Annotated in this window: 21 protein-coding genes; 10 read left to right on the forward strand and 11 right to left on the reverse strand. The window is 36.5% G+C overall.

All coding sequences use genetic code 11. The features are described 5' to 3' along the window. Positions 1-2: 2 nt before the first annotated feature. The 3 genes from ABN236_RS12510 to ABN236_RS12520 form a co-directional block, all read right to left on the reverse strand. On the reverse strand, positions 3-2,219 hold the full coding sequence (locus ABN236_RS12510; protein WP_349474118.1) for a T6SS effector phospholipase Tle3 domain-containing protein: 2,217 nt from the start codon (positions 2,217-2,219) through the stop codon (positions 3-5). After that, on the reverse strand, positions 2,216-2,965 hold the full coding sequence (locus ABN236_RS12515; RefSeq protein ID WP_349474119.1) for a T6SS immunity protein Tli3 family protein: 750 nt from the start codon (positions 2,963-2,965) through the stop codon (positions 2,216-2,218). The genes ABN236_RS12510 and ABN236_RS12515 overlap by 4 nt, the downstream gene beginning before the upstream one ends. Before the next feature lie 166 nt (positions 2,966-3,131). Continuing rightward, a complete protein-coding gene (locus ABN236_RS12520) occupies positions 3,132-3,884 on the reverse strand; it encodes a T6SS immunity protein Tli3 family protein (protein ID WP_349474120.1) in 753 nt (250 codons plus the stop codon). A gap of 598 nt (positions 3,885-4,482) precedes the next feature. Here ABN236_RS12520 and ABN236_RS12525 point away from each other — a divergent pair. After that, positions 4,483-5,382 (forward strand): endonuclease/exonuclease/phosphatase family protein, encoded by a 900-nt coding sequence (locus ABN236_RS12525; protein ID WP_349474121.1) that lies wholly within the window; start codon positions 4,483-4,485, stop codon positions 5,380-5,382. 98 nt (positions 5,383-5,480) lie between these two features. Here ABN236_RS12525 and ABN236_RS12530 read toward each other — a convergent pair whose 3' ends face one another. Together ABN236_RS12530 and ABN236_RS12535 are read right to left on the reverse strand one after the other, a co-directional pair. Beyond that, positions 5,481-6,638: a pyridoxal phosphate-dependent aminotransferase gene (locus ABN236_RS12530; RefSeq protein WP_349474122.1), complete on the reverse strand. Its 1,158-nt coding sequence runs from the start codon at positions 6,636-6,638 to the stop codon at positions 5,481-5,483. Positions 6,639-6,797: 159 nt separating this feature from the next. Next, positions 6,798-7,673, reverse strand: a complete 876-nt coding sequence (locus tag ABN236_RS12535; protein ID WP_349474123.1) for a LysR family transcriptional regulator — start codon at positions 7,671-7,673, stop codon at positions 6,798-6,800. Between the two features lie 205 nt (positions 7,674-7,878). Between ABN236_RS12535 and ABN236_RS12540 the strand changes: the two genes are divergently transcribed. Beyond that, positions 7,879-8,493: a LysE family translocator gene (locus ABN236_RS12540; RefSeq protein WP_088496022.1), complete on the forward strand. Its 615-nt coding sequence runs from the start codon at positions 7,879-7,881 to the stop codon at positions 8,491-8,493. Between the two features lie 63 nt (positions 8,494-8,556). On the opposite strand, the gene ABN236_RS12545 is transcribed toward ABN236_RS12540, so the two are convergent. Beyond that, entirely contained in the window at positions 8,557-10,599 is a 2,043-nt protein-coding gene (locus tag ABN236_RS12545; RefSeq protein ID WP_088495385.1) for a choline transporter, read from the reverse strand. A 209-nt stretch (positions 10,600-10,808) separates the two neighbouring features. On the opposite strand from ABN236_RS12545, the gene betI reads away from it, so the two are divergent. From betI to ABN236_RS12570, 5 genes are all read left to right on the forward strand, one after another. Further along, positions 10,809-11,411: a transcriptional regulator BetI gene (gene betI, locus ABN236_RS12550; RefSeq protein ID WP_349474124.1), complete on the forward strand. Its 603-nt coding sequence runs from the start codon at positions 10,809-10,811 to the stop codon at positions 11,409-11,411. A 24-nt stretch (positions 11,412-11,435) separates the two neighbouring features. Next, a complete protein-coding gene (gene betB, locus ABN236_RS12555) occupies positions 11,436-12,911 on the forward strand; it encodes a betaine-aldehyde dehydrogenase (protein ID WP_088495387.1) in 1,476 nt (491 codons plus the stop codon). 39 nt (positions 12,912-12,950) lie between these two features. Beyond that, positions 12,951-14,630 carry a choline dehydrogenase gene (betA, locus tag ABN236_RS12560; RefSeq protein ID WP_349474125.1) on the forward strand — a complete coding sequence of 560 codons (1,680 nt, stop codon included), beginning with the start codon at positions 12,951-12,953 and terminating at the stop codon, positions 14,628-14,630. A 367-nt stretch (positions 14,631-14,997) separates the two neighbouring features. Then, complete coding sequence (codB, locus tag ABN236_RS12565) at positions 14,998-16,248, forward strand: cytosine permease (RefSeq protein ID WP_270753445.1); 1,251 nt, start codon at positions 14,998-15,000, stop codon at positions 16,246-16,248. Then, complete coding sequence (locus ABN236_RS12570; RefSeq protein WP_088495390.1) at positions 16,238-17,515, forward strand: cytosine deaminase; 1,278 nt, start codon at positions 16,238-16,240, stop codon at positions 17,513-17,515. Before codB ends, ABN236_RS12570 begins: the two co-directional genes overlap by 11 nt. A 61-nt stretch (positions 17,516-17,576) precedes the next feature. Here ABN236_RS12570 and ABN236_RS12575 read toward each other — a convergent pair whose 3' ends face one another. Beyond that, positions 17,577-18,317 (reverse strand): YidX family protein, encoded by a 741-nt coding sequence (locus tag ABN236_RS12575; protein ID WP_349474126.1) that lies wholly within the window; start codon positions 18,315-18,317, stop codon positions 17,577-17,579. Positions 18,318-18,606: 289 nt separating this feature from the next. Here ABN236_RS12575 and ABN236_RS12580 point away from each other — a divergent pair, with 289 nt between their 5' ends. Together ABN236_RS12580 and ABN236_RS12585 are read left to right on the forward strand one after the other, a co-directional pair. Further along, a complete protein-coding gene (locus ABN236_RS12580) occupies positions 18,607-18,825 on the forward strand; it encodes a hypothetical protein (RefSeq protein WP_036912865.1) in 219 nt (72 codons plus the stop codon). A gap of 2 nt (positions 18,826-18,827) precedes the next feature. Next, positions 18,828-19,172, forward strand: a complete 345-nt coding sequence (locus tag ABN236_RS12585) for a low molecular weight protein tyrosine phosphatase family protein (RefSeq protein WP_088495392.1) — start codon at positions 18,828-18,830, stop codon at positions 19,170-19,172. A gap of 105 nt (positions 19,173-19,277) precedes the next feature. Here the strand turns inward: ABN236_RS12585 and ABN236_RS12590 are convergent, their stop codons facing one another. The 4 genes from ABN236_RS12590 to ABN236_RS12605 form a co-directional block, all read right to left on the reverse strand. Next, positions 19,278-19,742, reverse strand: a complete 465-nt coding sequence (locus ABN236_RS12590) for an HIT family protein (protein WP_109393889.1) — start codon at positions 19,740-19,742, stop codon at positions 19,278-19,280. Between the two features lie 146 nt (positions 19,743-19,888). After that, positions 19,889-20,866, reverse strand: a complete 978-nt coding sequence (gene hemB, locus ABN236_RS12595) for a porphobilinogen synthase (protein ID WP_072064069.1) — start codon at positions 20,864-20,866, stop codon at positions 19,889-19,891. 281 nt (positions 20,867-21,147) lie between these two features. Continuing rightward, positions 21,148-21,510, reverse strand: coding sequence for a hypothetical protein (locus ABN236_RS12600; protein WP_088495394.1), 363 nt, complete (start codon positions 21,508-21,510; stop codon positions 21,148-21,150). A 748-nt stretch (positions 21,511-22,258) separates the two neighbouring features. Further along, positions 22,259-22,480, reverse strand: coding sequence for a DUF2594 family protein (locus tag ABN236_RS12605; RefSeq protein WP_006536484.1), 222 nt, complete (start codon positions 22,478-22,480; stop codon positions 22,259-22,261). 278 nt (positions 22,481-22,758) lie between these two features. Here ABN236_RS12605 and ABN236_RS12610 point away from each other — a divergent pair, with 278 nt between their 5' ends. Beyond that, positions 22,759-23,643, forward strand: a complete 885-nt coding sequence (locus ABN236_RS12610) for an NAD(P)H-hydrate dehydratase (protein ID WP_349474127.1) — start codon at positions 22,759-22,761, stop codon at positions 23,641-23,643. The last annotated feature ends 82 nt before the right edge of the window (positions 23,644-23,725 follow it).

Here is a 23,725-nt window from a genome sequence, read left to right on the forward strand (position 1 = left end):
TGTTATTTTTTCTTTAATGGCTTTTCGATGATATCTGGAATTTTTGGTAAATCTAATTCACCTTTTTCCATATAGATATCTAAGCCACTTAGCCAATCCGCATATTTCCTTAACTCATCCATTTTTTCTGGGCTTCTGCCTATTTCACAATAACCAATAGGTAAGTCATAAGTGACTACGCGACGAAGAAACAGTGAATTTCTTGGTAATGTACCATGGTCTGTTGGGCGTTGGTTATATTCACGAATACGTTTCCTCATCTCTTCTACGGTTTCATACTTTGTGGTTGCATTTTGATCTTGAGGATCTAATAGTCGATTATTCTTGAGTACTTTTTTCTCTTCTGGAGTGAGTTCTACCCAAATACGATGTTGATAAGAATAGAGATCTTTATAGAAGTAATATTCGGCATCTTTTGGAGTGTAGATGCCTAATTCATCATCATAAAGAATTTGTCCATAACCTTGACCTAAAGGTATCTCTTTTTTCTGGTTATCAGCATCTATATTAATTTCAGGGGCTGGTTCTTCCTCTTTTTTTTCTATTACGGCAAAATCTTCATCAAAGGTTGTCAATTCTGCTGCTGTAATAGGATGAGGTACTTCTGGAGCATTAATATTTAGTGAAATATTAGCTGAAGGCTCAGGCCATGCGAAGCCTTCTAATGTTTTGGTATTGCTGTCCCAAAAAATATTACCATCACTGAATCGTCTATTTGCATCAGTAAATATAGTTTTTGGATTAGGTTTTCCACCACAAGGCGTATTACGTGCTAACATTCTGATATAGGGCGGATGCTCAAGGGCAAATAATGGATGATGCTGTATTTGTCCTCTTTCTTCAGTATTAGGAAGTGGGCACCAACCAATACTTTCTAACGGTGATGATCCCATTACACGATCGTGCGGATTACAATAAATATAGAACCGTCCGTGATTATCTCTTTCTTTAATAAACTCACCTTTAGTGAATTTTTCTTTATTTATTTCGATATTTTTTTTATTTTCTTTATTCTCGTTATCTCTAATATCAAGCTTATTTCCTTTATATATTATTACATCAGGAGTCCAACTTTTTTTATCTTCACTTTCCCCAACAACTAGACTTGAATATCCACAAGGCGATCCCTTTAATCGATTTTTATTCTTTGCGATTTTATCAATAATTTCTTTTAGGGTTGCTTCTCGATGTGCTTCATTAATGTTTTCATTGTAAACATAAGAGTAACTATTTAAGAAATTATCTTTTGTGGCATAAGGAGAGTTTAAAACAAAGAGGCTATCAGGGGCTTCAATCGCTGCGGCGGCTAACGCTATCATCGTGCCTTGGCTGTGTGAAATAACAGTAACAGTATCATAGGGGTTGTTTTCACGTATTTTCTTGACTAAATTGGCTAGCCGTTTTACAGCATGAGCATAATAGTGACGAGGAGGAGACTTTGTTAATAACCGATCTGATTCGGGGTTAAAGGCTTGTACATTAAAAGGGATAGGGGTAGGGATCACTGTCCATAACATGGCGAGATTACTAAAACCGTGTTCGCTCCATAAACTGACTAAATTATTACATCCATTTTGAAATGGTCCTCCACCCCAGAAAAAAGGGCCTTTATGTTTAATTTTTTCATTAATAAAGAGACGTTTTTTACGATAAGGCAGATAATGGTATTCTTGTACAATATTGTATTTTTTTATATCTTCGGGTGTCCAATATTTTTCATCTTTATGACTGTATTCAGGATTAAGTATTTCATTAACTAAGCGATGATAGCTTTCTCCTTCTTTATTTTTTAGTGGAATACAGTATTGCCCTAAATCATCATCGGTTGCACGATATCCCCAATAAAAACGTATCACAGGGGAATTACCCAACTCGGTTAATGTTCGAATAGGCTCTTCATAAATATAATGGCTATTATCATAATTTTTCTTATCTAAGATAAATTTAGGTTGGTAATATTTATTTTCTTTTAATCTATAAGGTGTATGAGTTAAATTTAAGCGTTCATTAAGACCTGCACAAAGTTGAATTTCTGCATCTTCATACCATTCCCCTTCTGAATTAACGCCATGAACAAAAATAATAATTCCAGGTAAGTGGGGTTTAACATGGATTTCTCCACCAATATTGGCAGCATGAGTGATAGAACGCCATTCTTGACTGCCATCAAGGCACTCTTTAGGTTTTAGCCAACGAGTTGGATTATTGTTGCTCATCATTTTTCTGCCTGTGAAATAGGGTAAATAGAAGGGGCACTGCAATCAAAACGGGTTTGTCCTGAGGGAGTTTTTAGTGTTGGAGAGGGAGATTCTTTATCCCCCACACTACTATGAACATAATTAGAATCGGTAGGATCAAAATAAAATTTTCGCCACCAAGGATCATCAAGTCCGTCATTTTTTAAACGAGAAAATGGAGATTCTCCTAAATAGAAGCTTTTATCAGTCACGATAATATCGAATTTAGCAGATCTAGGCCCGGGATAATCAGTATTGCCACCAAACCCGCCATTTGTGGGCATAAAGGTTTTTCCACCATCAAGAGTAACAAGAATAACGTTAACGCAACCTGTTTTTGTTCCTGCGCAACGACTGGTCACACGACTCAATACCCCCGGAAAAGCAAAAGCATCGTCGCGTTCGGTTGCCCAAATTAAGCGACCTTGGTAACGGCAAGCCGAGGAGCGAATAATTTCTTGGTGTATTCCTTTTTGAGTATTGTTGTAATAAGTTGAACCACTGCGCCTTTCATTATATTTCTCCAAGGTAAAAAAGCGGTGGTCATCAATACGATAAATCACGGCGGGTGGGCCATAACTTTTAATTTCTTCGTCGATTAAACGTTGTTGCTCAGCTCTATCCTGTTCCGCTTTAATCGCGGCTTTTTCTTTTAAGGACAAACAGCCGGTTAATAGGGTGGAACTCAAAATAAACAGTAAGGGAAATTTCAGTTGATGTAATAACATTGGGTTATCCTTTTCGTGATACCGTTTTATTGAAAACAACAAAGTGAATAATTAAATAAAGCGATTGACGTTAGCTGTTATCGTGAATGGCTTTATTGACTTTTTGCCTTCTTCTTTCTTAGAAAGTTTGGTGGTGCTAATTAACGGGGCTGGTCTCGATTGCTCATCATTTTTCCGCCTGTGAAATAGGGTAAATAGAAGGGGCACTGCAATCAAAACGGGTTTGCCCTGAGGGGGTTTTTAAGTCTTCAGGTGGGCTTTTTTCTTCCCCCCAACTACTATGGACATAATTAGAATCAGTAGGATCAAAATAAATGATACGCCACCAAGGGTTGGCTAATTCATCGTTAGTTTTCCGCCGACTGACCGTTGTTTTTCCTAAATAAAATCCCTCATCTGTGACAATGATGTCGAAAAAAGAAGAGTAGTAACCGGGGTGATCAGTATGAATACCAAAACCTGCATTTGTGGGTCTAAAGTTTTTTCCACCATCAAGGGTAACAAGGATCGCGTTAACACAACCCCATTTAGTGCCTGCGCATTGATCTGTTCTTCGACTCAGTACCGCAGGGAAAACTAAAGCATCATCGCGTTCGGTTGCCCAAATTAGGCGTCCTTGGTATAAACAAGCTGATCCGTATAATATTTCTTGATGGATATTGTTCTTTGTATTGTTGTAATAGGTGATCCCTTCTCGCCTTTCATTATATTTCTCCAAGGTAAAAAAGCGGTGGTCATCAATACGATAAATCACGGCGGGTGGGTCATAACTTTTAATTTCTTCGTCGATTAAACGTTGTTGCTCAGCTCTATCCTGTTCCGCTTTAATCGCGGCTTTTTCTTTTAAGGACAAACAGCCGGTTAATAGGGTGGAACTCAAAATAAACAGTAAGGGAAATTTCAGTTGATGTAATAACATGGGTTATCCTTTTCGTGATACTAATTTTATAATATTGCTGTCCTTGTCTGTTATAACCCTGCTTCAGAAGATGATAAAAAAGATCTTACTTATTCATTTTAAAGATAATAAAATTTATTTATTGTCTTTATAACTAGAAGTTATATTTTTATTTGATAATTTTAGTTATAGCAAGCAAGATGCTAATTATCAATGTGTTGATTTTATTCTTAAGGTGAAATTCACAAAAAATAAATTTTTATTCCAGTAATAATACGTAACCCAATTTAATATTATTAGTCTTTAATATATTAAATTTAAATGCTAGAGATAGTAAATGTCATTGTTTTTATTTTAAATTAAAAATAATATTAAGTATTTATAACGTAATGGAATGTTATTTGAAAATTAAAAGTAAATAAAATCGGTACTATTTTATAGTGATATTATTACTAGGCTAAATCTACCCCTTAGCTCTAAGGGCTTTTAATGCCACGATATCAGGTTGATTTTTTGCATCTCGAAATAACTTTGTGGATTGTATCACTGCGTCATATTTTCAGTGTGATAGTTTATTGTTGATCATCCATTAGCATTCTGTTTATTTTTCGGGGAAATTATGAAAAAAAGTGCAATATCTATCCTAGTCAGCACTGGCGTATTACTGTCATCAATGGCAGTAGCAAATACCACAGGCTCAGAAATCCTTGCTGTACAATCAGGCGGTACACCCAATAAGGTGTATCAAAATAATAAACCGACACTGAAAGTAGCTACCTATAACATTGGTAAAAATGAAGTTTCAGCGGATGTCACCAATTTTGACAAGCTTAACCAAGCAATCAAAAATATCGATGCTGATGTTATTGTTGTCACTGAAGTTGATAATAAAACAGCACGCAGTAAAAATATTAACCAGCTTGAAGAATTAGCAAAAGCCAATAATATGCAGTTTGCTTTTGGTAAAGCGCTCGATTTTGATGGTGGGCAATATGGTGTTGGTATTTTATCAAAATACAAAATTGATAAATCACAGGTGGTTAATCTGCCTTCTGGTAATGCAGAACAACGTATTGTTTTATTATCACAGATTACTAAACCAGGGTTTGATTCACCGATTATTATTATGGGAACACACCTTGATTGGCAAAAAGATCCCACTATTCGTATCGGTCAAGTAAGACATATATTAGATGCTGCAATTGGCGATACAGAGACAGGCTTTGATAATATTTCAACATCAATAAAAATATTGGCGGGTGATTTTAACTCTACTGCCAATGAACAACCAATCCAAGAAATTAACTATTTTTGGAACCCTGTTGAAAAACCAAATAGTGATAAACGTACATGGCCAGCAATTAATCCAGCCATCGATATCGACCATATCTTTACGTTTAAAGGACAAGTTTGGGATATCAAAAATATGACAATCCCACAAGATTCAGCAATATTTAAATGGTCGGATGCAAGTGATCATCTTCCTGTTATTGCTGAGTTAGAATTACAAGAACAGTAATAAACAACGATAAATAAAAACGCCCTCGATATTATTTTCAAAGGCGTTTTTCGTCAACCAATAAAATAAGCAACCAATAAAATAAGCATTAAATCAGATTAAATCCAACCTTTAGCTCTAAAGGCTTTTAATGTAATGACGAAATAGCTCATCTCTTCTGGTGTGCCTAAAGTTAAACGACTCCAACCAAAAGCAGGCGGAAATTCACGACCAACCATAATATTCGCCTCTTTCATTCTATTTTGATAGGTTTTTACATCACCTTTAACTTTATGAAAAATAAAGTTTGCATGAGATGGTGCATATTCAATATTGAGCTCTTTTAATACATCCACCACTATCTGGCGTGAAACATCAATCGACTTACGGCTATATTCCACATAAGGCGCATCTTTTAGCGAAGCAAGTGCGGCAACAGCACCAGCAGTATTGGTGTTATCAATAGAAACAAAAGCATCAATTTGTGCAATCACTTCGGGTACGGCAACGCCATAACCTACACGCAGTCCTGCTAAAGCATAAATTTTAGAGAAAGTACGAGTAACAATCAGGTTTTTATAACCCTCTGCCACTAACGTAATAGCACTGGCGAATGTAGGGGGAGAAACAAATTCGGCATAAGCTTCATCAATAATAAAAAAGACATTCTCTTTTGCTGACTTCACCCAACTCGATAAATCGGCACTAGGAGTTAACATTGCTGTTGGGTTATTTGGATTACACAAATACACCATGCTAATACCATCAAACTCTTGCGCTTTTTTCTGCATAGTTGCTAAATCGAAAGCTAGAGTATTATCAACAGGCACTTTAACGATTTTTACACCTAAAGGTTCTGCATAAAGTTCTGCATAGTTAAATGTCGGATCAGGAACAATAAGTTGAACTGCTTTACCTTCTTTTTGTGCTTTATTTGCCACAAATTGCACGGCTGCTTGAATTGTTTCAGATGAGCCGTTTCCCAAGGTGATGTGTTTATCTGAAAGTTTAAATTCTTTCCCTAATTCGCTAATTAATTCGCTACGCGCATCATCTGGATATCTAAATGCATTGGGTAAGGCATCGATAATTGCTTTTTGAGCGTTAGGCGACATGCCTAATGAATTTTCATTGAAATTAAGCAGTAACGGATTTTCTGCATTAAATACCAATTTATTTTTCAGTACTTCATTGGCATAAGCAGAACTTACAAAAGAACTTAATGATAATCCGCCAATAACAAGGCTTGATGATGTTAAAAATGACCGACGATTCATGTTACGTTTCCCAAGTAAATTATTCTATGTTTTATTAGTTCTCATAGATTACTAAAAAAAAGATAGAAGTAAATAAATATGATAAAAAAATAATTATTTATTCACTCTGTTCTTATGGGAGCAAACAGATAGTCGAGTATTTTTAAGATAAAAATAGGATTATCCCCGTGATCTTTCAGTCTCTATTGCACATTTTTCCGCTTCAGCAATGATCCAGTTTTTAAACTTATCCTGCTTTGAGTCGGGCATGATTTCGCTTGGAGAGAGCAAGTAGTAGCTTGAGTTATCTTTAACAAAGCCATGTGTGGCGATAAGTTGTTGATCTTTTAATTCATCTTGTACCATAAGAAAAGAGGCAATGGTCGTACCTAACCCAGCAAGAGTAGCCTGAATAGCAAGATAAAAATGCTCATACTGACTGGTATGGGTATAAGTCGATTGTATACCTGAATATTGATACCAATCTTGCCAAACTTGGGGGCGAGAGAGCGTTGTTAATTGCTTATTTGAATGATGGATATTATTAGGCTTTACAACAGCACCAATTAGCTCATCACATATTTTTGTTGCATAAATATTCTTATGCCATAAAAAATCATCTCGTCGAAATGCTAAATCGACACCTTCTTTATTGAAATCAATAGCGCCACCAGCGGCAACTAAATGCAACGTTATTTCAGGATATAAAGTATAAAAATGAGATAAACGAGGAATAAGCCATTTCATCGCAATAGTGGGTTCACAAGAAACCACTAACACCGGATTATTTAAAGGGGAACGCAGATGCGAGATGGTTTCTTCTAGCTGTTCGAAAATTGAAGAAGTTGTTTTATATAAATATCGACCCGCTTCATTTAAATAAACCGCGCGATTACGCCGCTCAAATAAAGGAATACTTAATTCATCTTCTAATAATCGTATTTGTCGACTTACTGCACTGTGGGTGACATGAAGTTGTTCTGCTGCACTCACAAAACTACCTGTTTGAGCAGCACTATTAAAAAAGCGCAATGACGTTAAAGAGGGTGTTTTCATAAAGATAAGTGATAAAGTTGAGTTGTAAAAATAGATGATGAAAAGTCACAGATATACTGCAAGATAAATCGCTTTTTATTTTTAGTCAAGACAGCAAAATAGGGTGATTGGTGGTGAGCTAAATAGGTTTTTATTAAAAGAAGAACATATTTTATGTCACTTTTTATTACTTATTATTGATTCAAAAGTGAGAGTGAGAAGAACAATGAGTGAACTAATTGCTGTGGCGATGATTACAATATTGGCGGTTATTAGCCCGGGTCCAGATTTTGCTATGGTAACAAAAAATAGTTATTCCTATGGTGTAAAAGTAGGGTTAATGACAGCAATTGGTATTGCGGTTGGAGTACAAGTACATGTTTTTTACACTGTATTTGGTATCTCTTTTATTATTATGGGATCACCAACGCTCTTTTTTATTATGAAATTACTAGGTGTTGGATATTTAATTTATCTTGGGGTTAAATCGTTAACGAATAAAACACAACTGACCATTGAGAATGCAGTCAATTCAGCACCTAATATGTTCCAAGCATTAAGGGTTGGTTTTTTTACTAATGCTTTAAATCCTAAAACGATGTTGTTTGTTATTGCACTTTATACGCAAGTTGCCAACTTAAGTAACCCACTTTGGATAAACCTTTCTTATGGAATGTTTATCTCAATCGCCCATTGGGTATGGTTTAGTTGTGTTGCACTTTTTTTCTCCACTCCGCTTTTACGAGCTAAAATACTTTCTCATCAGCAAGTCGCCGATAAGATTATTGGGGTGTTATTAATTCTTTTAGGTGTGGGATTGCTGTTTATTTCAGTAAAATAGAAAATTAATCGCATAAAAAAGGAGATCAAATAATGATCTCCTTTTTTTATTTTAAGTGAGAATTTAATTTGATTCAGGGAACGTTAAGGTTGCCCCCGGTGCTTCACGACTAAGATGAATAAAATTTAGATGCTTTTCATATTGATCTAAAATATCTGTAATTACTTGCTCTTTGGTGTAATCCATTAAGTCATTTCCTTGGGAGCCTTCCCATAAATAAGTCTCTAAACGGTAATAATCTGATTTACCTCGACGAGCACGATAGGTAAATGCAGGCACTGAATATTTCTGTGGCCAAATTTGATAAACAAAGTTCTGCTCTTGGTCAAGATCGACCACAAGCTCTAAATGATGTAAGCGTTCATTATCTTCAATTGGGTAATAATTAAATTCGACTTTAGCTCCACGCAGTAAAAGCTCTTTAGCAACATCTTGCATTGCTGGCATACAGGTTAAATCTAACATACGTTGTGTATAGGTCGTTCCCGGGAAATTCATAACCCGCCCTAAACGCTGTTTCCAATTCATCGTAGTATTACCATAAAGTGGTGCTGGCGCATTGGTATTTAGCGAACTAACACGTCTAAAATCTTCGACTTTTAATGATTTATAAAGCCCTGCCATAATAAAGAAAATAACAAAGCTAAAGGGTAATCCCATTATTATAGTTGTGTTTTGTAAGGCAGAAATACCATCCGCCATTAACATACCTAACGTTAATAAACCAATAGCAATAGACCAGAAAATGCGAAGCCAATTGGGTGCGTCGTTATTAACATGGCTTAATTGAGAGGTGAAATTGCCTAATACTAATGAGCCAGAGTCGGCAGAAGTAACATAAAATAGTAATCCCGTAATTGTGGCGACAGAAGCCGTTAAACCAAAACCTGGATAGAGTTCTAATAATGAATAAAATCCTTTTTCGGGCGCTTCCAATACTGTTTGTGCGAGTTCTTTATTGCCATGGATCACTTCATATAAAGCACTATTACCAAAAATAGATAACCATAGCAGCGTAAAAACAAAAGGAATAATTAAGGTGCCTATGACAAATTGTCGGATTGTTCGTCCTCTTGAAATACGTGCTAAAAAGAGTCCAACAAAAGGCGACCATGCAACCCACCAAGCCCAGAAAAAGAGCGTCCAGCTATTCATCCAATCTGTTGGTTTATCAAATGCAAAACTATTTAAAGTCATGCCTAAAAAGCGATTAGTATAATCACCGACATTTAATACCAGTGCATTTAATAAAAACTCAGTATCACCTGCAAATAAGATAAATAAAATAAGCCCCAATGCGAGAAGTACGTTGAGTTCAGATAAGATCCTGATCCCTTTATTAACACCTGATGTTGCCGAAATAACAGCCATAATTACAGATAATAGAATTAACCCACCTTGAACACCCAATCCTTGGGGCAAATCAAAAAGAACTTTTAAACCATAATTAAGTTGCACAACACCAATACCTAATGTTGTTGCAATACCAAAAATAGTTCCCAATACGGCAGCAATATCAACCGTATGACCTATTGGACCATAAATACGATTTCCAAAGATGGGATAAAGTGCAGAGCGTATGGTTAAGGGTAAATTATAACGATAGCTAAAATAGCCCAGAGCAATACCAATAAGTGCATACATAGACCAGCCCGTCAGGCCATAGTGGAATAAAGTCCACACCATCGACTGACGGGCTGCTTCTATTGTTTCACCTTCACCTGTTGGCGGTAACATATATTGAGTAATGGGCTCCGCCACGGAGAAAAACATCAAATCAATACCAATACCGGCTGCAAATAACATTGCAGACCAGCTTAAAACACTAAATTCGGGTTTCGATTGCTCAGGTCCTAATTTGATATTTCCAAAACGAGATGTAGCAACAAAAATAACAAAAACAATGTATAACGTTGCCGCTAATAGATAGTACCAACCAAAGGTTTTTGATACCCATCCCAGTGTTGCCACAATCCATTTATTTGCTGTTTCTGTCATCAAAATAGTGAAAAAAGAGAACGCCAAAATTAGCGTCGCTGAAGCGAAAAAAACAACAGAGTTTAGCTTGTCTTTCTGCGGTTTTTTTGTGCTGTTAAGAGTTGTCATCAGAAATTCCAAAAATTTATTTATCTAAAAGTTAAAAGTTGCATTCTTTGTTAACTAATTGAATTAGTTGCAAAGATTCAAATTTTCACAATGTCCTCCCATATCGATATGTAAATTAATTGTGATAAACAATAGTTAATATTGATTGAATGTTCAATTAAAAAAACGTTTAATAAAAGCGTCCAATGTATTTTTTAGGTCTTTAAATCATGCCGAAGATAGGAATGCAGTCGATACGTAAACAGCAATTAATCCAAGCGACATTAGCAGTTATTAATGAGGTTGGAATGCAAGAGGCGAGCATCGCATTGATAGCTCGAAAAGCGGGTGTATCTAACGGCATTATTAGTCACTACTTTCGTGATAAAAATGGATTATTGGAAGCCGCTATGCGTCATATCCAGTATCAATTGGGTTTTGCGGTGGCGATACGGCTAAGAATGTTAAGTGATGCAACACCTAAACAACGCATCCAAGCCATTGTTGAAGGTAACTTTGATACCTCTCAAACAAGTGAAGCGGCAATGAAAACATGGCTAGCTTTTTGGGCAAGTAGTATGCATCAGCCTAATTTAAATCGTTTACAAAAGGTTAATGATAGAAGGCTTTATTCCAATTTAAGTTACGAGTTTGGGCGCGTTCTTACTAAAGATCAAGCACGTATGGCAGCAAAAGGTTTAGCCGCATTAATTGATGGTTTATGGCTACGAAGTGCATTAAGTAATGCTCCATTTTCTCTTGAAGATGCCAAAATCATTACTAATGAATATATCGATATGCAACTGACAAATCGGAGTCAAATAAAGACTTAATAAACTAATAATAAAGGAGAAACTATGCCAAACCCACCGTTACATAAACTCTATATTCATGGTGGATATGTTGATTGCGCACAGCCTGAGTGTGAACAATTTGAAGCGATTAATCCGGCTAATGGTGAAGTGATCGCACATTTACAGTCTGCAAGTGAAGAAGATATCAATTGGGCTGTAGAGAGCGCAAAACAAGGGCAAAAAATTTGGCGTGCGATGACGGCGATGGAACGCTCTCGAATTTTGCGACGTGCTGTTGATATTTTGCGTGAACGCAATGATGAATTGGCTCATTTAGAAACCTTAGATACAGGCAAACCGCTATCTGAAACACGTTATGTCGATATTGTAACGGGTGCTGATGTTTTAGAGTATTACGCTGGCCTTATTCCAGCACTTGAAGGAGAGCAAATTCCGCTTAGAGAAACCGCTTTTGCTTACACTCGCCGTGAGCCATTGGGAGTTGTTGCTGGTATCGGCGCTTGGAATTACCCCATTCAAATAGCGTTGTGGAAATCTGCACCTGCACTTGCTGCAGGTAATGCCATGATCTTTAAACCAAGTGAGATGACTTCATTAACAGCATTAAAACTTGCTGAAATATACACAGAGGCAGGATTGCCAAAGGGTGTTTTTAACGTTGTTACAGGAAAAGCGAATGTGGGGCAATGGTTAACACAGCATCCTGATATTGCGAAGGTTTCTTTTACTGGTGGAATTGAAACGGGTAAAAAGGTGATGGCAAATGCTTCTGCTTCAAGTTTAAAAGAAGTAACCATGGAGCTTGGTGGAAAATCACCTTTAATTATTTTTGATGATGCAGATTTAGATACTGCTGCTGATATTGCGATGATGGCAAATTTTTATAGTTCAGGGCAGGTGTGTACCAATGGTACTCGTGTCTTTATTCCTGAAAGATTAAAACCTGCATTTGAAGCAAAAATTACAGAGCGCGTATCACGCATTAGGATCGGTTCTCCTCTTGAAATGGACACCAATTTTGGCCCACTGGTCAGTTTTCCCCATCTTGAAAAAGTCTTGAATTATATTGAGTTGGGCAAAGCACAAGGGGCAAAATTACTTTGTGGTGGCTATCGCTTAGACGACGATAATTTTGCTCAAGGCGCTTATGTTGCACCTACCGTTTTCACTGATTGCACCGATGATATGAATATCACACAAGATGAAATATTTGGCCCTGTGATGAGTATTCTTAGTTATCAAACTGAAGATGAAGTGATTTTACGCGCAAATAATAGCGTTTATGGTTTGGCCGCAGGTCTTGTCACCAAAGATCTCACAACAGCTCACCGTGTAATTCACCAATTAGAAGCAGGAATTTGTTGGATTAATACATGGGGTGAATCTCCAGCAGAAATGCCAGTTGGCGGCTATAAACATTCTGGTGTAGGGCGTGAAAATGGGCTTGTGACATTACAAAATTACACTCAAATAAAATCCATTCAAATTGAACTTGGGGAGTTTTCATCCGTTTTTTAATCCATTCTTTTTTTGATGACTGAAACAGAGGAGATAACAATGGTCTATGACTACATTATTATCGGTGCTGGTTCAGCCGGTAACGTTCTTGCTACCCGCTTGACAGAAGATCCTGAAGTTACTGTGCTGCTCCTTGAAGCTGGAGGTCCGGACTACAGGTTCGATTTTCGAACACAAATGCCAGCGGCATTAGCTTATCCGTTACAAGGTAGGCGATATAATTGGGCTTATGAAACAGAGCCTGAACCCTATATGAATAACCGACGCATGGAATGTGGTCGAGGAAAAGGACTTGGTGGTTCATCGCTAATTAATGGTATGTGTTATATCCGTGGTAATGCGATGGACTTTGATGGCTGGGCTAAATTGCCGGGGCTTGAAGAGTGGGATTATTTAAGCTGCCTACCCTATTTTCGTAAAGCAGAAACGCGCGATATTGGTGCTGATGATTATCATGGTGATAAAGGTCCCGTGAGTGTGACAACACCGAAAAAAGGCAACAATATTTTATTTCAAGCAATGATTGAGGCAGGTGTTCAAGCAGGATACCCAAGAACGATTGATCTTAACGGCTATCAACAAGAAGGCTTTGGCCCAATGGATAGAACTGTGACACCCAAAGGCCGCCGTGCAAGTACAGCAAGAGGCTATCTTGATCAAGCTAAAGCGCGAAAAAACTTAACGATTGAGACACATGCAACGACGGATATCATTGAGTTTGATGGTAAAAAAGCAATTGGTGTTCGCTATTTTTCAGGGGAAAACACCACGCCTCATCATGCCAAAGTCAATCGAGAAGTGTTGTTGTGTGCTGGTGCAATTGCTTCACCTCAAATTTTACAACGTTCTGGTATTGGTCCTGAAAAGGTATTAGACGAATTTAATATTCAGCCAGTACATGTATTACCCGGAGTTGGGGAAAACCTGCAAGATCATTTAGAAATGTATTTACAGTATGAATGTAAAAAGCCAGTTTCACTCTATCCTGCTTTAAAGTGGTATAACCAACCTAAGATTGGTGCGCAATGGCTATTCCAAGGAACAGGAATAGGTGCAAGTAATCAATTTGAAGCTGGTGGATTTATTCGTTCAAGCGAAAAATATGCGTGGCCAAACATTCAATTCCACTTTTTGCCAGTCGCTATTAACTATAACGGAAGCAATGCCGTAGAAATTCATGGCTTTCAAGCACACGTAGGCTCTATGCGTTCTCCGAGCCGAGGACGTGTAAAACTAACATCTACAGATCCTCATCAACATCCAAGTATCTTGTTTAATTACATGTCCACAGAGCAAGATTGGGAAGAGTTTCGCTCAGCTATCCGTATTACACGAGAAATAATGGCACAACCAGCATTAGATGATTATCGTGGTGAAGAAATTAGTCCAGGTAAACATATTCAAAGTGATGAAGAGCTTGATGCTTTTGTTAGAGAACGTGCTGAAACAGCATTTCATCCTTGTGGCACGTGTAAAATGGGAACGGATGAAATGGCAGTTGTCGATGGAGAAGGTCGAGTACACGGCATAGAAAACTTAAGAGTTATTGATGCATCTATCATGCCGCTAATAATCACTGGGAATTTGAATGCGACTACAATTATGATTGCAGAAAAATTAGCTGATAAGGTGAGAGGAATTAAATCTTTACCTAAAAGTCAGGCTAAATATTATGTTGCAGGTGATCGGCCTGTAAGAAAAACGAATTTAAGCATATAAATTATGATAGACAAAAGAGGAGTGTAAATTCCTTTTTTGTCTTTTTATCATTATTTCCTCTTCGTTGATATTAAAATTATATAAAATAATTTAATAATTTCTTGTGTAAAATAAGTAAAAATACGGATATTTAATTTTTCATAAATATTTCTAAATGAAATGTCTTTATAAAACTCACGCAAAAGAATCAGCTAAATTCAAGTAATACAACGATTTCTCTCCTATTTATGTGATGAATATCAATTCTTAAAAAATGAAGCGTTCCATTAATTATCGTAAACAGACAACGAAAACGTTTGCATAATATTTTTATGTAGATAGAATTCGTCAGATTTTTTTGGCCTGGTGAAATTAATAGGGGGTTAAAGTGTCTCAGGACAACAATTATAGTCAGGGCCCAGTGCCCATATCCGCAAGAAAGGGTGGATTGGCGTTAACCTTTGTGATGTTGGGATTAACGTTTTTTTCAGCCAGTATGTGGACTGGCGGCGCTCTTGGTACTGGTCTTTCCTTTAATGATTTCTTCCTCGCAGTTCTAATTGGTAATCTTCTTCTTGGTATCTACACCGCATTTCTTGGTTTTATTGGTTCAAAAACAGGTCTTACTACTCATCTCCTCGCGCGTTACTCTTTCGGTATTAAAGGTTCTTGGCTTCCCTCATTTTTACTCGGTGGTACTCAGGTTGGTTGGTTTGGTGTGGGTGTGGCAATGTTTGCCATCCCGGTAGGAAAAGCCACTGGTATTGATATTAATCTCCTCATCGCCGTTTCCGGCATTTTAATGACCATCACTGTATTCTTCGGCATTTCCGCTCTCACTGTTCTCTCTATCATTGCTGTTCCTGCTATCGCAATCCTTGGAAGTTACTCTGTTTATCTTGCTATACATGATATGGGCGGACTTTCAACGCTAATGGCCGTTAAACCTACTCAGCCATTAGATTTTAATTTAGCGCTGGCGATGGTTGTCGGATCGTTTATTAGTGCAGGAACACTTACGGCTGATTTTGTCCGTTTCGGACGAAACCCTAAAGTAGCGGTGGTGGTTGCCATTATTGCCTTCTTCTTAGGCAATACATTGATGTTTGTCTTTGGTGCAGCAGGTGCCGCTTCACTAGGAATGGCAGATATTTCTGATGTGATGATTGCGCAAGGATTATTACTTCCAGCAATTGTCGTATTAGGCTTAAATATTTGGACAACCAATGATAATGCGTTATATGCCTCTGGATTAGGTTTTGCCAATATTACGGGTTTATCAAGTAAAAAGCTTTCAGTGATAAATGGTATTGTCGGTACACTGTGTGCATTATGGCTCTATAATAACTTTGTAGGCTGGTTAACCTTTTTATCTGCTGCCATTCCACCTATTGGTGGCGTTATTATTGCAGATTATCTGATGAATAAAGCGCGTTATAACACTTTCAATGTTGAAAAAATGCAATCAGTTAATTGGGTTGCGTTATTGGCAGTTGCAATTGGTATTATGGCAGGGCACTGGTTACCGGGTATCGTACCTGTCAATGCAGTATTAGGTGGTGCAATTAGCTACGCCGTGTTAAATCCAATATTAAATCGTCGTACAGCTCGACAAGCGGAGATAAGTCATGCTGGGTAAGAATATCGAACAAATTAATCATGCTCGTCTAGTTGGAAAAGATGGTTTGTGGCGCATTACGCTTAAAAACAACAAAATTGAAGCGATAGAGCCACAACCTGAAAATAATTTTCATCCTGAAGCATTAGATGCGCAAGGTGGTTTAGTTCACGCTCCTTTTGTTGAACCTCATATTCATTTAGATACAACACAAACAGCAGGGCAACCGAATTGGAATCAATCGGGAACATTATTTGAAGGTATTGAGCGTTGGGCTGAAAGAAAAGCACTGTTAACTCATGATGATGTTAAACAACGCGCATGGCAAACGCTTCAATGGCAAATTGCTAATGGTATTCAACATGTTAGAACCCATGTGGATGTTTCAGATGCTTCGCTAACAGCATTAAAAGCAATGCTGGAAGTAAAAGAAGAAATTAAACCTTGGGTTGATTTACAAATTGTTGCTTTTCCACAAGAAGGTATTTTGTCTTACCCTAATGGTGAAGCATTATTAGAAGAAGCATTAAAATTAGGTGCTGATGTTGTAGGTGCTATTCCACACTTTGAATTTACGCGTGAATATGGTGTTGAATCACTGCATAAAACCTTTGCATTAGCACAAAAATACGATCGTTTAATTGATGTTCATTGTGATGAAATCGATGATGAACAATCTCGTTTTGTTGAAACAGTTGCCGCTTTAGCACATAAAGAAAATATGGGCTCACGAGTGACAGCTAGTCATACAACCGCAATGCATTCTTATAATGGTGCTTATACTTCACGTTTATTCCGACTATTAAGAATGTCTGGCATTAACTTTGTGGCGAATCCTTTAGTTAATATTCACTTGCAAGGTCGTTTTGATACCTATCCAAAACGTCGTGGTATTACTCGCGTCAAAGAGATGTTAGAAAGTAATATTAATGTCTGTTTTGGTCATGATGATGTCTTTGATCCTTGGTATCCATTAGGCACAGCAAATATGCTTCAAGTTTTACATATGGGATTGCATGTTTGCCAATTAATGGGCTATGGTCAAATAGATAACGGATTACAGTTAATTAGCCACAACAGTGCAAAAACACTCGCTTTAACGGATTATGGTGTTGAAGTAGGAAACAGTGCAAACTTTATTATTCTGCCAGCAGATAACGGATTTGATGCTTTACGTCGCCAAGTACCTGTGCGTTATTCTATCCGCCAAGGTAACGTTATTGCACAAACAGAGCCTGCAAAAACAGAAATTATGTTAGATAAGCCAACGCGAATTACTTACAAGTAATTTTTAATTTATCTTAATAATGGATCAGTAAATAATAACTGATCCATTATCACCAAATTTTTTATCGCCAAATATAATCCGAAAAGGCCAACATAATCACAGGGGTAGCGATCACATCTGCCACAAGCGTGAGTGGGGTAATGATAATATTACTAGCTAAATTACCTGGTTTAAATGAGTTGCTCTTTTCATAAGTATACAGTTCGACTTTATAATTTTCGTTTAATTTGTCTTTCAATGTCGCAGGTATTTCCATAACGTCTTTCTGGAATACATATCCTTTGATAGGTATTGTTTTCACCCATGAACTGTCATCAGAATTACGTGTTTCTTTAAATCCTAAATTTTTTAATACTTCTGTTTGTTTGTCAGTTAATGTGAATTTTTTACTGATATAAATATGGTAATCTTCTTTAAATTCAATGACATTATCATTTTTTTTGGTAAGTTTTAGTCTAATGATACCTTCAGAATTATCAAATGCTTTCAATGGGATTGTTTTAATGATTTCATTTAATTGCATTAGTTCATCAGCACCTTGAGTTAGTATATAAATATAATTTTCACCTAAGAACCCATACCCAGATCCGGGTAATTGAATGGGCGCTAGATTTTCATTATTTTGATTATATTTAACTCTGAGATTTTTATATTCAAAAGCACCTACTATATTATCATTTACACTGGCCTGTTTTTTGTATTCTGAATCTACGACAGGATTACTATACCAAATAGCACCTGTTACACATCCAGTGGTACTTAAAATTAATAAGCTTAAAAAGAAGAATGCTATTTTTTTCATTTTTTATTCTCGAGTTAAATTTATTCAATGATAATAGATTAAACTAGTTAGTTATTTAACACCATGGTTACTGTGTTCATTATTCTCTTTTTATATTAAATGTTCAGTATAATATTTTGTTTTTCTATTTTTAAATAATATAATTTAATTATTAAGGATAATTGCGTATAGAGACAAAAGATATCTTTTATTATTAAGTTTAGAATTTTATTTTTATCATGTATTATACACATTGTTAGACCCTCTCCGTATTACTGCGGCTGCTATCCCTTTAATCTGAGAGGTTGTTATGTCTACACAAAGAGATCGTGGTTGGCGTCAATGTGTTAACCGCAAAAATAAACATCAAGAAATGGGTTGTTCACGAGTGATGTTTAAACCAGAAAAAAAATGGTCTAATTTATATACTCGATCACTTAAAATGACCAGAGCTGCGCAACTAGGAATTGAATACCCAAGAATTTCTCGTAGTCAGCGTCGATTAAATGCGTTATCTGATAGTGAGTAATGATGAATATCTTATTTATTTGCAGTAAAAATCAATGGCGAAGCCCAACCGCAGAACTGTTGTTTGCAGATAGAGAAGGCATTAATACACTTTCGGCGGGTACGCGCAAAGATGCGCAATGTGTGGTTGATAACGAATTACTTAAATGGGCTGATTTAGTGCTTGTCATGGAATCTAAACATTTAAACCGATTATCTGCACATTTTCCTGCAACCATGCGCTATAAAAAAGTGCATGTATTGGGAATACCTGATAATTATCGCTTTAACGATCCGGCATTAATTGAACTCCTTAAACAGAAAGTTCAGCCTTATTTACCAATGGAAGCGAAGCTTTCAGCTAAATAATGCTTTTAATCTTGATAAAAAAACGCTCAGCTTAAAAAATAAGACTGGGCGTTTTTTATATCTGAAAATTTTATCTTTTTATAAAAAGAGCAGGTTAGGTTTTTGCTATTGGTTATTTTTTCTGATCAGTGCCGCGAGTTGTGCAAGCTCTTCATCACTTGCTCGTTCAAAATCGTGAGATGAAAGATAACCCGGATATTTATCAAAGAAAATCTTCTGCTTATTTTCAATAGGTGCCCATTTTGTCATATCACCAGTGCCATGCATCGGGCTAAGTTTACTATGAACATGATCAACCCCAAATCCTTCAAAAAACATTCCTGAACGCGAAACATCAGGGAATGTTTTATCTAAGATTTTTGCCACTTTTTTCGTCGCAATAACTAACAATGCTAAGGCTTCATCACTGAGATCAAAGGCATAACTTGGATAGTGTTTTTTAGGAATAACAACCGTAAAGCCTTTGGTATTCGGAAATATAGAAAGAAAAGCAAGGTGGTGCTCGTCTTCCCAAATTTTATGGCAAGGGGCTTTTCCAGCAACAATTTGACAGAAAATACAGTTATCCATCTTAACCTCCAAAGGGGGGGCCTCCTCCTGAGTTGCGAAGAGCGAAGGTGGAGGAGGATGTCAAAGTACTCATTATACTTCAAGTTGCAGCGTTCAATAGCCGTTGCCACTTAGCTGCATCTTGAATTATTTAGAGTATAAGGTGGTTAAAGTAGGTTTCTTTCAGCTAAATCAAGCGCAAAGTAAGATAGGATTAAATCCGCACCAGCACGTTTAATTGAACCTAAAGTTTCCATTACTACACGATCTTCATCGATTGCACCGGCTAATGCTGCAAATTTAATTTGAGCATATTCACCACTGATTTGATAAGCCGCTAAAGGTAATAAAGTACGTTCACGCACATCGCGAATAATATCTAAATAAGCACCTGCCGGTTTAACCATCAGCATATCAGCACCTTCTTGCTCATCAATTAATGATTCGCGGATCGCTTCACGGCGGTTCATTGGATTCATTTGATAAGTTTTACGATCACCAATTAAGCGAGAGCCTGCTGCATCACGGAAAGGACCATATAAGGCAGAAGCAAATTTAGTCGAATAGGAAACAATACCTGTATCGCTAAATCCTGCTTTATCAAGTGCAGCACGAATAGCGGCGACTTGACCGTCCATTGCCGCAGATGGTGCGATAAAATCCGCGCCAGCTTGTGCCGCAGCAACAGCTTGAAGACCTAAATTATAGATAGTTTCATCATTATCAACATGTTCGCCATGTAAAACACCACAGTGACCATGTGATGTGTATTCACAAAAACAGGTATCAGACATGACAATCATTTCTGGTACTGCATCTTTACAAATACGAGACATGCGAGAAACTAAGCCATCACTTTTCCAAGCATCACTCCCTGTTTCATCAAGGTGATGCGATACCCCAAAAGTCATGACAGTTTTAATGCCTGCTTTTGCAATACGTTCAATTTCATAAGCAAGACGTTTTTCAGGAATGCGAACGACACCCGGCATACTTTTAATAGGTTGGTAATCATCAAGCCCTTCTTCTACAAATATAGGTAGAGCGAGATCATTTTTAGTTAACGTTGTTTCTTGAAAGAGCGCGCGCAGGTTTTCGGACTGGCGTAGTCTTCTTAAACGCTGGATGGATTGTTCGTTGCTCACAATATCTCCTTTTTATGGCCAGTACTAACAAGTATTTACCGAGGTATTATAAACCTTAATATCAATAGATAGATACTCTATAATTGATACTCGTCATACTTCAAGTTGTAGCATTGTTGACCACACCTTGAATTATTTAGAGTATAGAGAGTTAGTTATAGAGAAAAAAGCGAAAGGAAAAGCGAAAGGGAAGAAGAACAAATGATGAAGAGGGGAAATAAAAAAGAGCAGGATAATTTCTACTCTTTAAATTGATTGTTACTCATTTTTTAATGAGAAGATTATTTTTTTTGCTCTTCTAATGCAGCAACCATTTGAATTTTGCAAGCTGCAACAATTTGAGTTAAACCGTCTTGGAATTCTGCGCGTGAGCCAATTTCAGATTTAGCTTCACGTAAAGAATTAACAACTTCAATAGCGCCTTCTTGGAATTGTGCTTCAGTTGCTTCTAATTTTGCAAAATCAAATTTCTTTGCATTTAGAGAGGCCATTGCATCTTTAGCAATTTTCTCTGCTGGCTCTTTTGTGTCATAAGCTTTAATTGAGATATCTTTAAAAGTATCGCAGTAATCATCAGCCATTTTTGTTGGGTTAGCAAAAGCAACAGCAGGTAATAATAGCAGAGATAAGAGAAGTGGTTTCATTTTAGCCTCATGTTTATTTTTTAGTACGTACTTATTGAGTGTAACATATAAACAGGAGTGACGATAAATCAGAATAAGTGTAAAAATATAAATAGTTAATATTTTTAATTCAATGGGTTTTAACCAGTATTGTTATAATTTTGTTTAGGGACAATAAGCTAGCATTTTTTGACTGAATAAAAGTTCACAAATTACAACAACTGAAACAACTCAAAATATAATAATATTAGGATTTATCTTTATTTACATTCCATAAGATAGTTTTTTATTTGTGTTAAAAATAACAAAAAATGCGTTTTAAATATAAAAGTGAGAATAAAAAAGAGTCAAATAACTATCTGTTAACATTAAGATAATTTGAACACACTGTGCTTAATAGATCGATTTCTAATCGTGTTAGTTATGACAAGAAGACTTTTAATACTGCTATTTAATTCAAATAACATTAAAAATATTAAACAAAAAGAAGTTTTGATAGCAATCCTTAGATGAAATTATCGAAAAGAAAGTAAACTCATTATCATTTAGGTGATATGAAAATAACTTAAATAGGAAAATCAAAGATGGGTAAAAGAGAAAAAAATCCCCTCTATAAGGATAGAGGGGTAGCTAAATGAATAAAGAATGGTTTATTTCGAGATTGAGTATATAGGAAGTTTGAAACTAAATTTTGTTTATTTGTGCAGCACAAAAAGTTTAGAAAATAAAATAAAAATATGTGCAAGTACTTAACTCGAAAATAAACATATTATTGGCGATAGGCTGTCTTAATTTGGCTAATTGTATTACGGAATGTCTCTGCTTGTTTTTCGTCATCAACTTCTGCAATTGCACGTTCAATATTTAAAATAACACGCCCAGCATCTGCTTGACCTAATGCTTTTAACATATAGGTGACTAGTGTTTTTAAACAAGCCACTTCTTCTGCTAATGTTTCTACATCTGCTTGTGTTTTAAACTTCTCGTTCATTATCTACGTTCCTTTGTCTTTAATTTATAAATCATATCAAGCTAGGCTATTAGAATAGCAAAGTCTCAGCAAGGTATGAATAGTGATAATGAAAGCATTTTATCATATTGAAATTGTTAGCATGATAAAGAGACAAAATAGCCAGTGATCCCATTTATTTGTTGAAATCACGCTATACTTTGAACGTCATGTTTTGAACGTTAATACAATAGAATGTGGTACGACAATCATTGCGAGCAATAAGAAAAAATGCAGAAAAAGGAGGGAAGGAAAATAATATGAATGAAGAACAACTATTACAGGCGATCACTCATTATCCCGCACTTTATCAGCGTAAATCAGGAAATACACATAAAGGAACATTTGGCACATTAGGCATTGTAGGTAGCGCAGAAGGAATGAGCGGCGCGATTGTATTAGCCGGTAAAAGTGCATTGAAAGCAGGATGTGGAAAGGTATTTCTTGGTTTTGCTCAGCCACAACTTCCCATTCCTTTTATTGATAGTGCGCCAGAGCTTATGCTCAAAACAGCACTGACATTGATAAATCAGCAAGATATTTCTGCTTGGGCGATTGGATGTGGATTGGGATTATCTGCAAATTCTGAAGAAGTCTTATCAATAGCTTTAGCGCAACGTAATGAAAATATATCCTATGTTTTTGATGCAGATGCATTAGTGTTAATGGCTAAATTAAAATCAGAACTCTCGCTTAATCAGCATTGTGTATTAACACCACACCCTAAAGAAGCGTCTATTTTGCTTAATTGCACGTTAAATGATATTCAAAATAATAGAGAAGAAGCGGCGAAAGAAATTGCGAAGCTTTATCATTGTTGGGCAATAATCAAAGGCCAAAATACTGTAGTGACATCTCCGAAAGGGGAATTAACGATTAATACAACGGGTAATAGTGGATTATCAACCGCAGGGAGTGGTGATGTACTAACAGGTGTTATGGGCAGTTTTTTAGCGCAAGGAATGGCAATGTCTGATGCGGTGAAAAGTGCGGTTTGGATACATGGAATGGCGGCGGATATCTTAGTCGAAAAAGGTATTGGGCCAATAGGATTAACTGCATCAGAATTGATTGATACTATCCGAAATATTCGCAATCAAATATGGGCATTGACACAGCAACATAATGCAAACTATTTTGAATGATCACTTTTATTTTTTGGCTTAACGTATTAATAATTAAAGTAGGTTTATATTAAGATTAGGTTGTTTTTAGTTAATTCACTCA

The sequence above is a fragment of the Proteus sp. fly-1013 genome, assembly GCF_040140245.1.
GTDB classification, from domain to species: Bacteria; Pseudomonadota; Gammaproteobacteria; order Enterobacterales; family Enterobacteriaceae; genus Proteus; species Proteus mirabilis_B.

Bases quoted from the DNA above. Each gene is read 5' to 3' on its own strand.
- ABN236_RS12540 (WP_088496022.1), top strand. From the start codon at position 7,879: ATGAGTGAACTAATTGCTGTGGCGATGATTACAATATTGGCGGTTATT.
- ABN236_RS12545 (WP_088495385.1), bottom strand. From the start codon at position 10,599: ATGACAACTCTTAACAGCACAAAAAAACCGCAGAAAGACAAGCTAAAC.
- ABN236_RS12525 (WP_349474121.1), top strand. From the start codon at position 4,483: ATGAAAAAAAGTGCAATATCTATCCTAGTCAGCACTGGCGTATTACTG.
- ABN236_RS12530 (WP_349474122.1), bottom strand. From the start codon at position 6,638: ATGAATCGTCGGTCATTTTTAACATCATCAAGCCTTGTTATTGGCGGA.
- betI (WP_349474124.1), top strand. From the start codon at position 10,809: ATGCCGAAGATAGGAATGCAGTCGATACGTAAACAGCAATTAATCCAA.
- ABN236_RS12600 (WP_088495394.1), bottom strand. From the start codon at position 21,510: ATGAAACCACTTCTCTTATCTCTGCTATTATTACCTGCTGTTGCTTTT.
- betA (WP_349474125.1), top strand. From the start codon at position 12,951: ATGGTCTATGACTACATTATTATCGGTGCTGGTTCAGCCGGTAACGTT.
- ABN236_RS12535 (WP_349474123.1), bottom strand. From the start codon at position 7,673: ATGAAAACACCCTCTTTAACGTCATTGCGCTTTTTTAATAGTGCTGCT.
- ABN236_RS12610 (WP_349474127.1), top strand. From the start codon at position 22,759: ATGAATGAAGAACAACTATTACAGGCGATCACTCATTATCCCGCACTT.
- ABN236_RS12570 (WP_088495390.1), top strand. From the start codon at position 16,238: ATGCTGGGTAAGAATATCGAACAAATTAATCATGCTCGTCTAGTTGGA.
- ABN236_RS12605 (WP_006536484.1), bottom strand. From the start codon at position 22,480: ATGAACGAGAAGTTTAAAACACAAGCAGATGTAGAAACATTAGCAGAA.
- betB (WP_088495387.1), top strand. From the start codon at position 11,436: ATGCCAAACCCACCGTTACATAAACTCTATATTCATGGTGGATATGTT.
- ABN236_RS12590 (WP_109393889.1), bottom strand. From the start codon at position 19,742: ATGGATAACTGTATTTTCTGTCAAATTGTTGCTGGAAAAGCCCCTTGC.
- ABN236_RS12515 (WP_349474119.1), bottom strand. From the start codon at position 2,965: ATGTTATTACATCAACTGAAATTTCCCTTACTGTTTATTTTGAGTTCC.
- ABN236_RS12580 (WP_036912865.1), top strand. From the start codon at position 18,607: ATGTCTACACAAAGAGATCGTGGTTGGCGTCAATGTGTTAACCGCAAA.
- ABN236_RS12585 (WP_088495392.1), top strand. From the start codon at position 18,828: ATGAATATCTTATTTATTTGCAGTAAAAATCAATGGCGAAGCCCAACC.
- ABN236_RS12510 (WP_349474118.1), bottom strand. From the start codon at position 2,219: ATGATGAGCAACAATAATCCAACTCGTTGGCTAAAACCTAAAGAGTGC.
- ABN236_RS12520 (WP_349474120.1), bottom strand. From the start codon at position 3,884: ATGTTATTACATCAACTGAAATTTCCCTTACTGTTTATTTTGAGTTCC.
- ABN236_RS12575 (WP_349474126.1), bottom strand. From the start codon at position 18,317: ATGAAAAAAATAGCATTCTTCTTTTTAAGCTTATTAATTTTAAGTACC.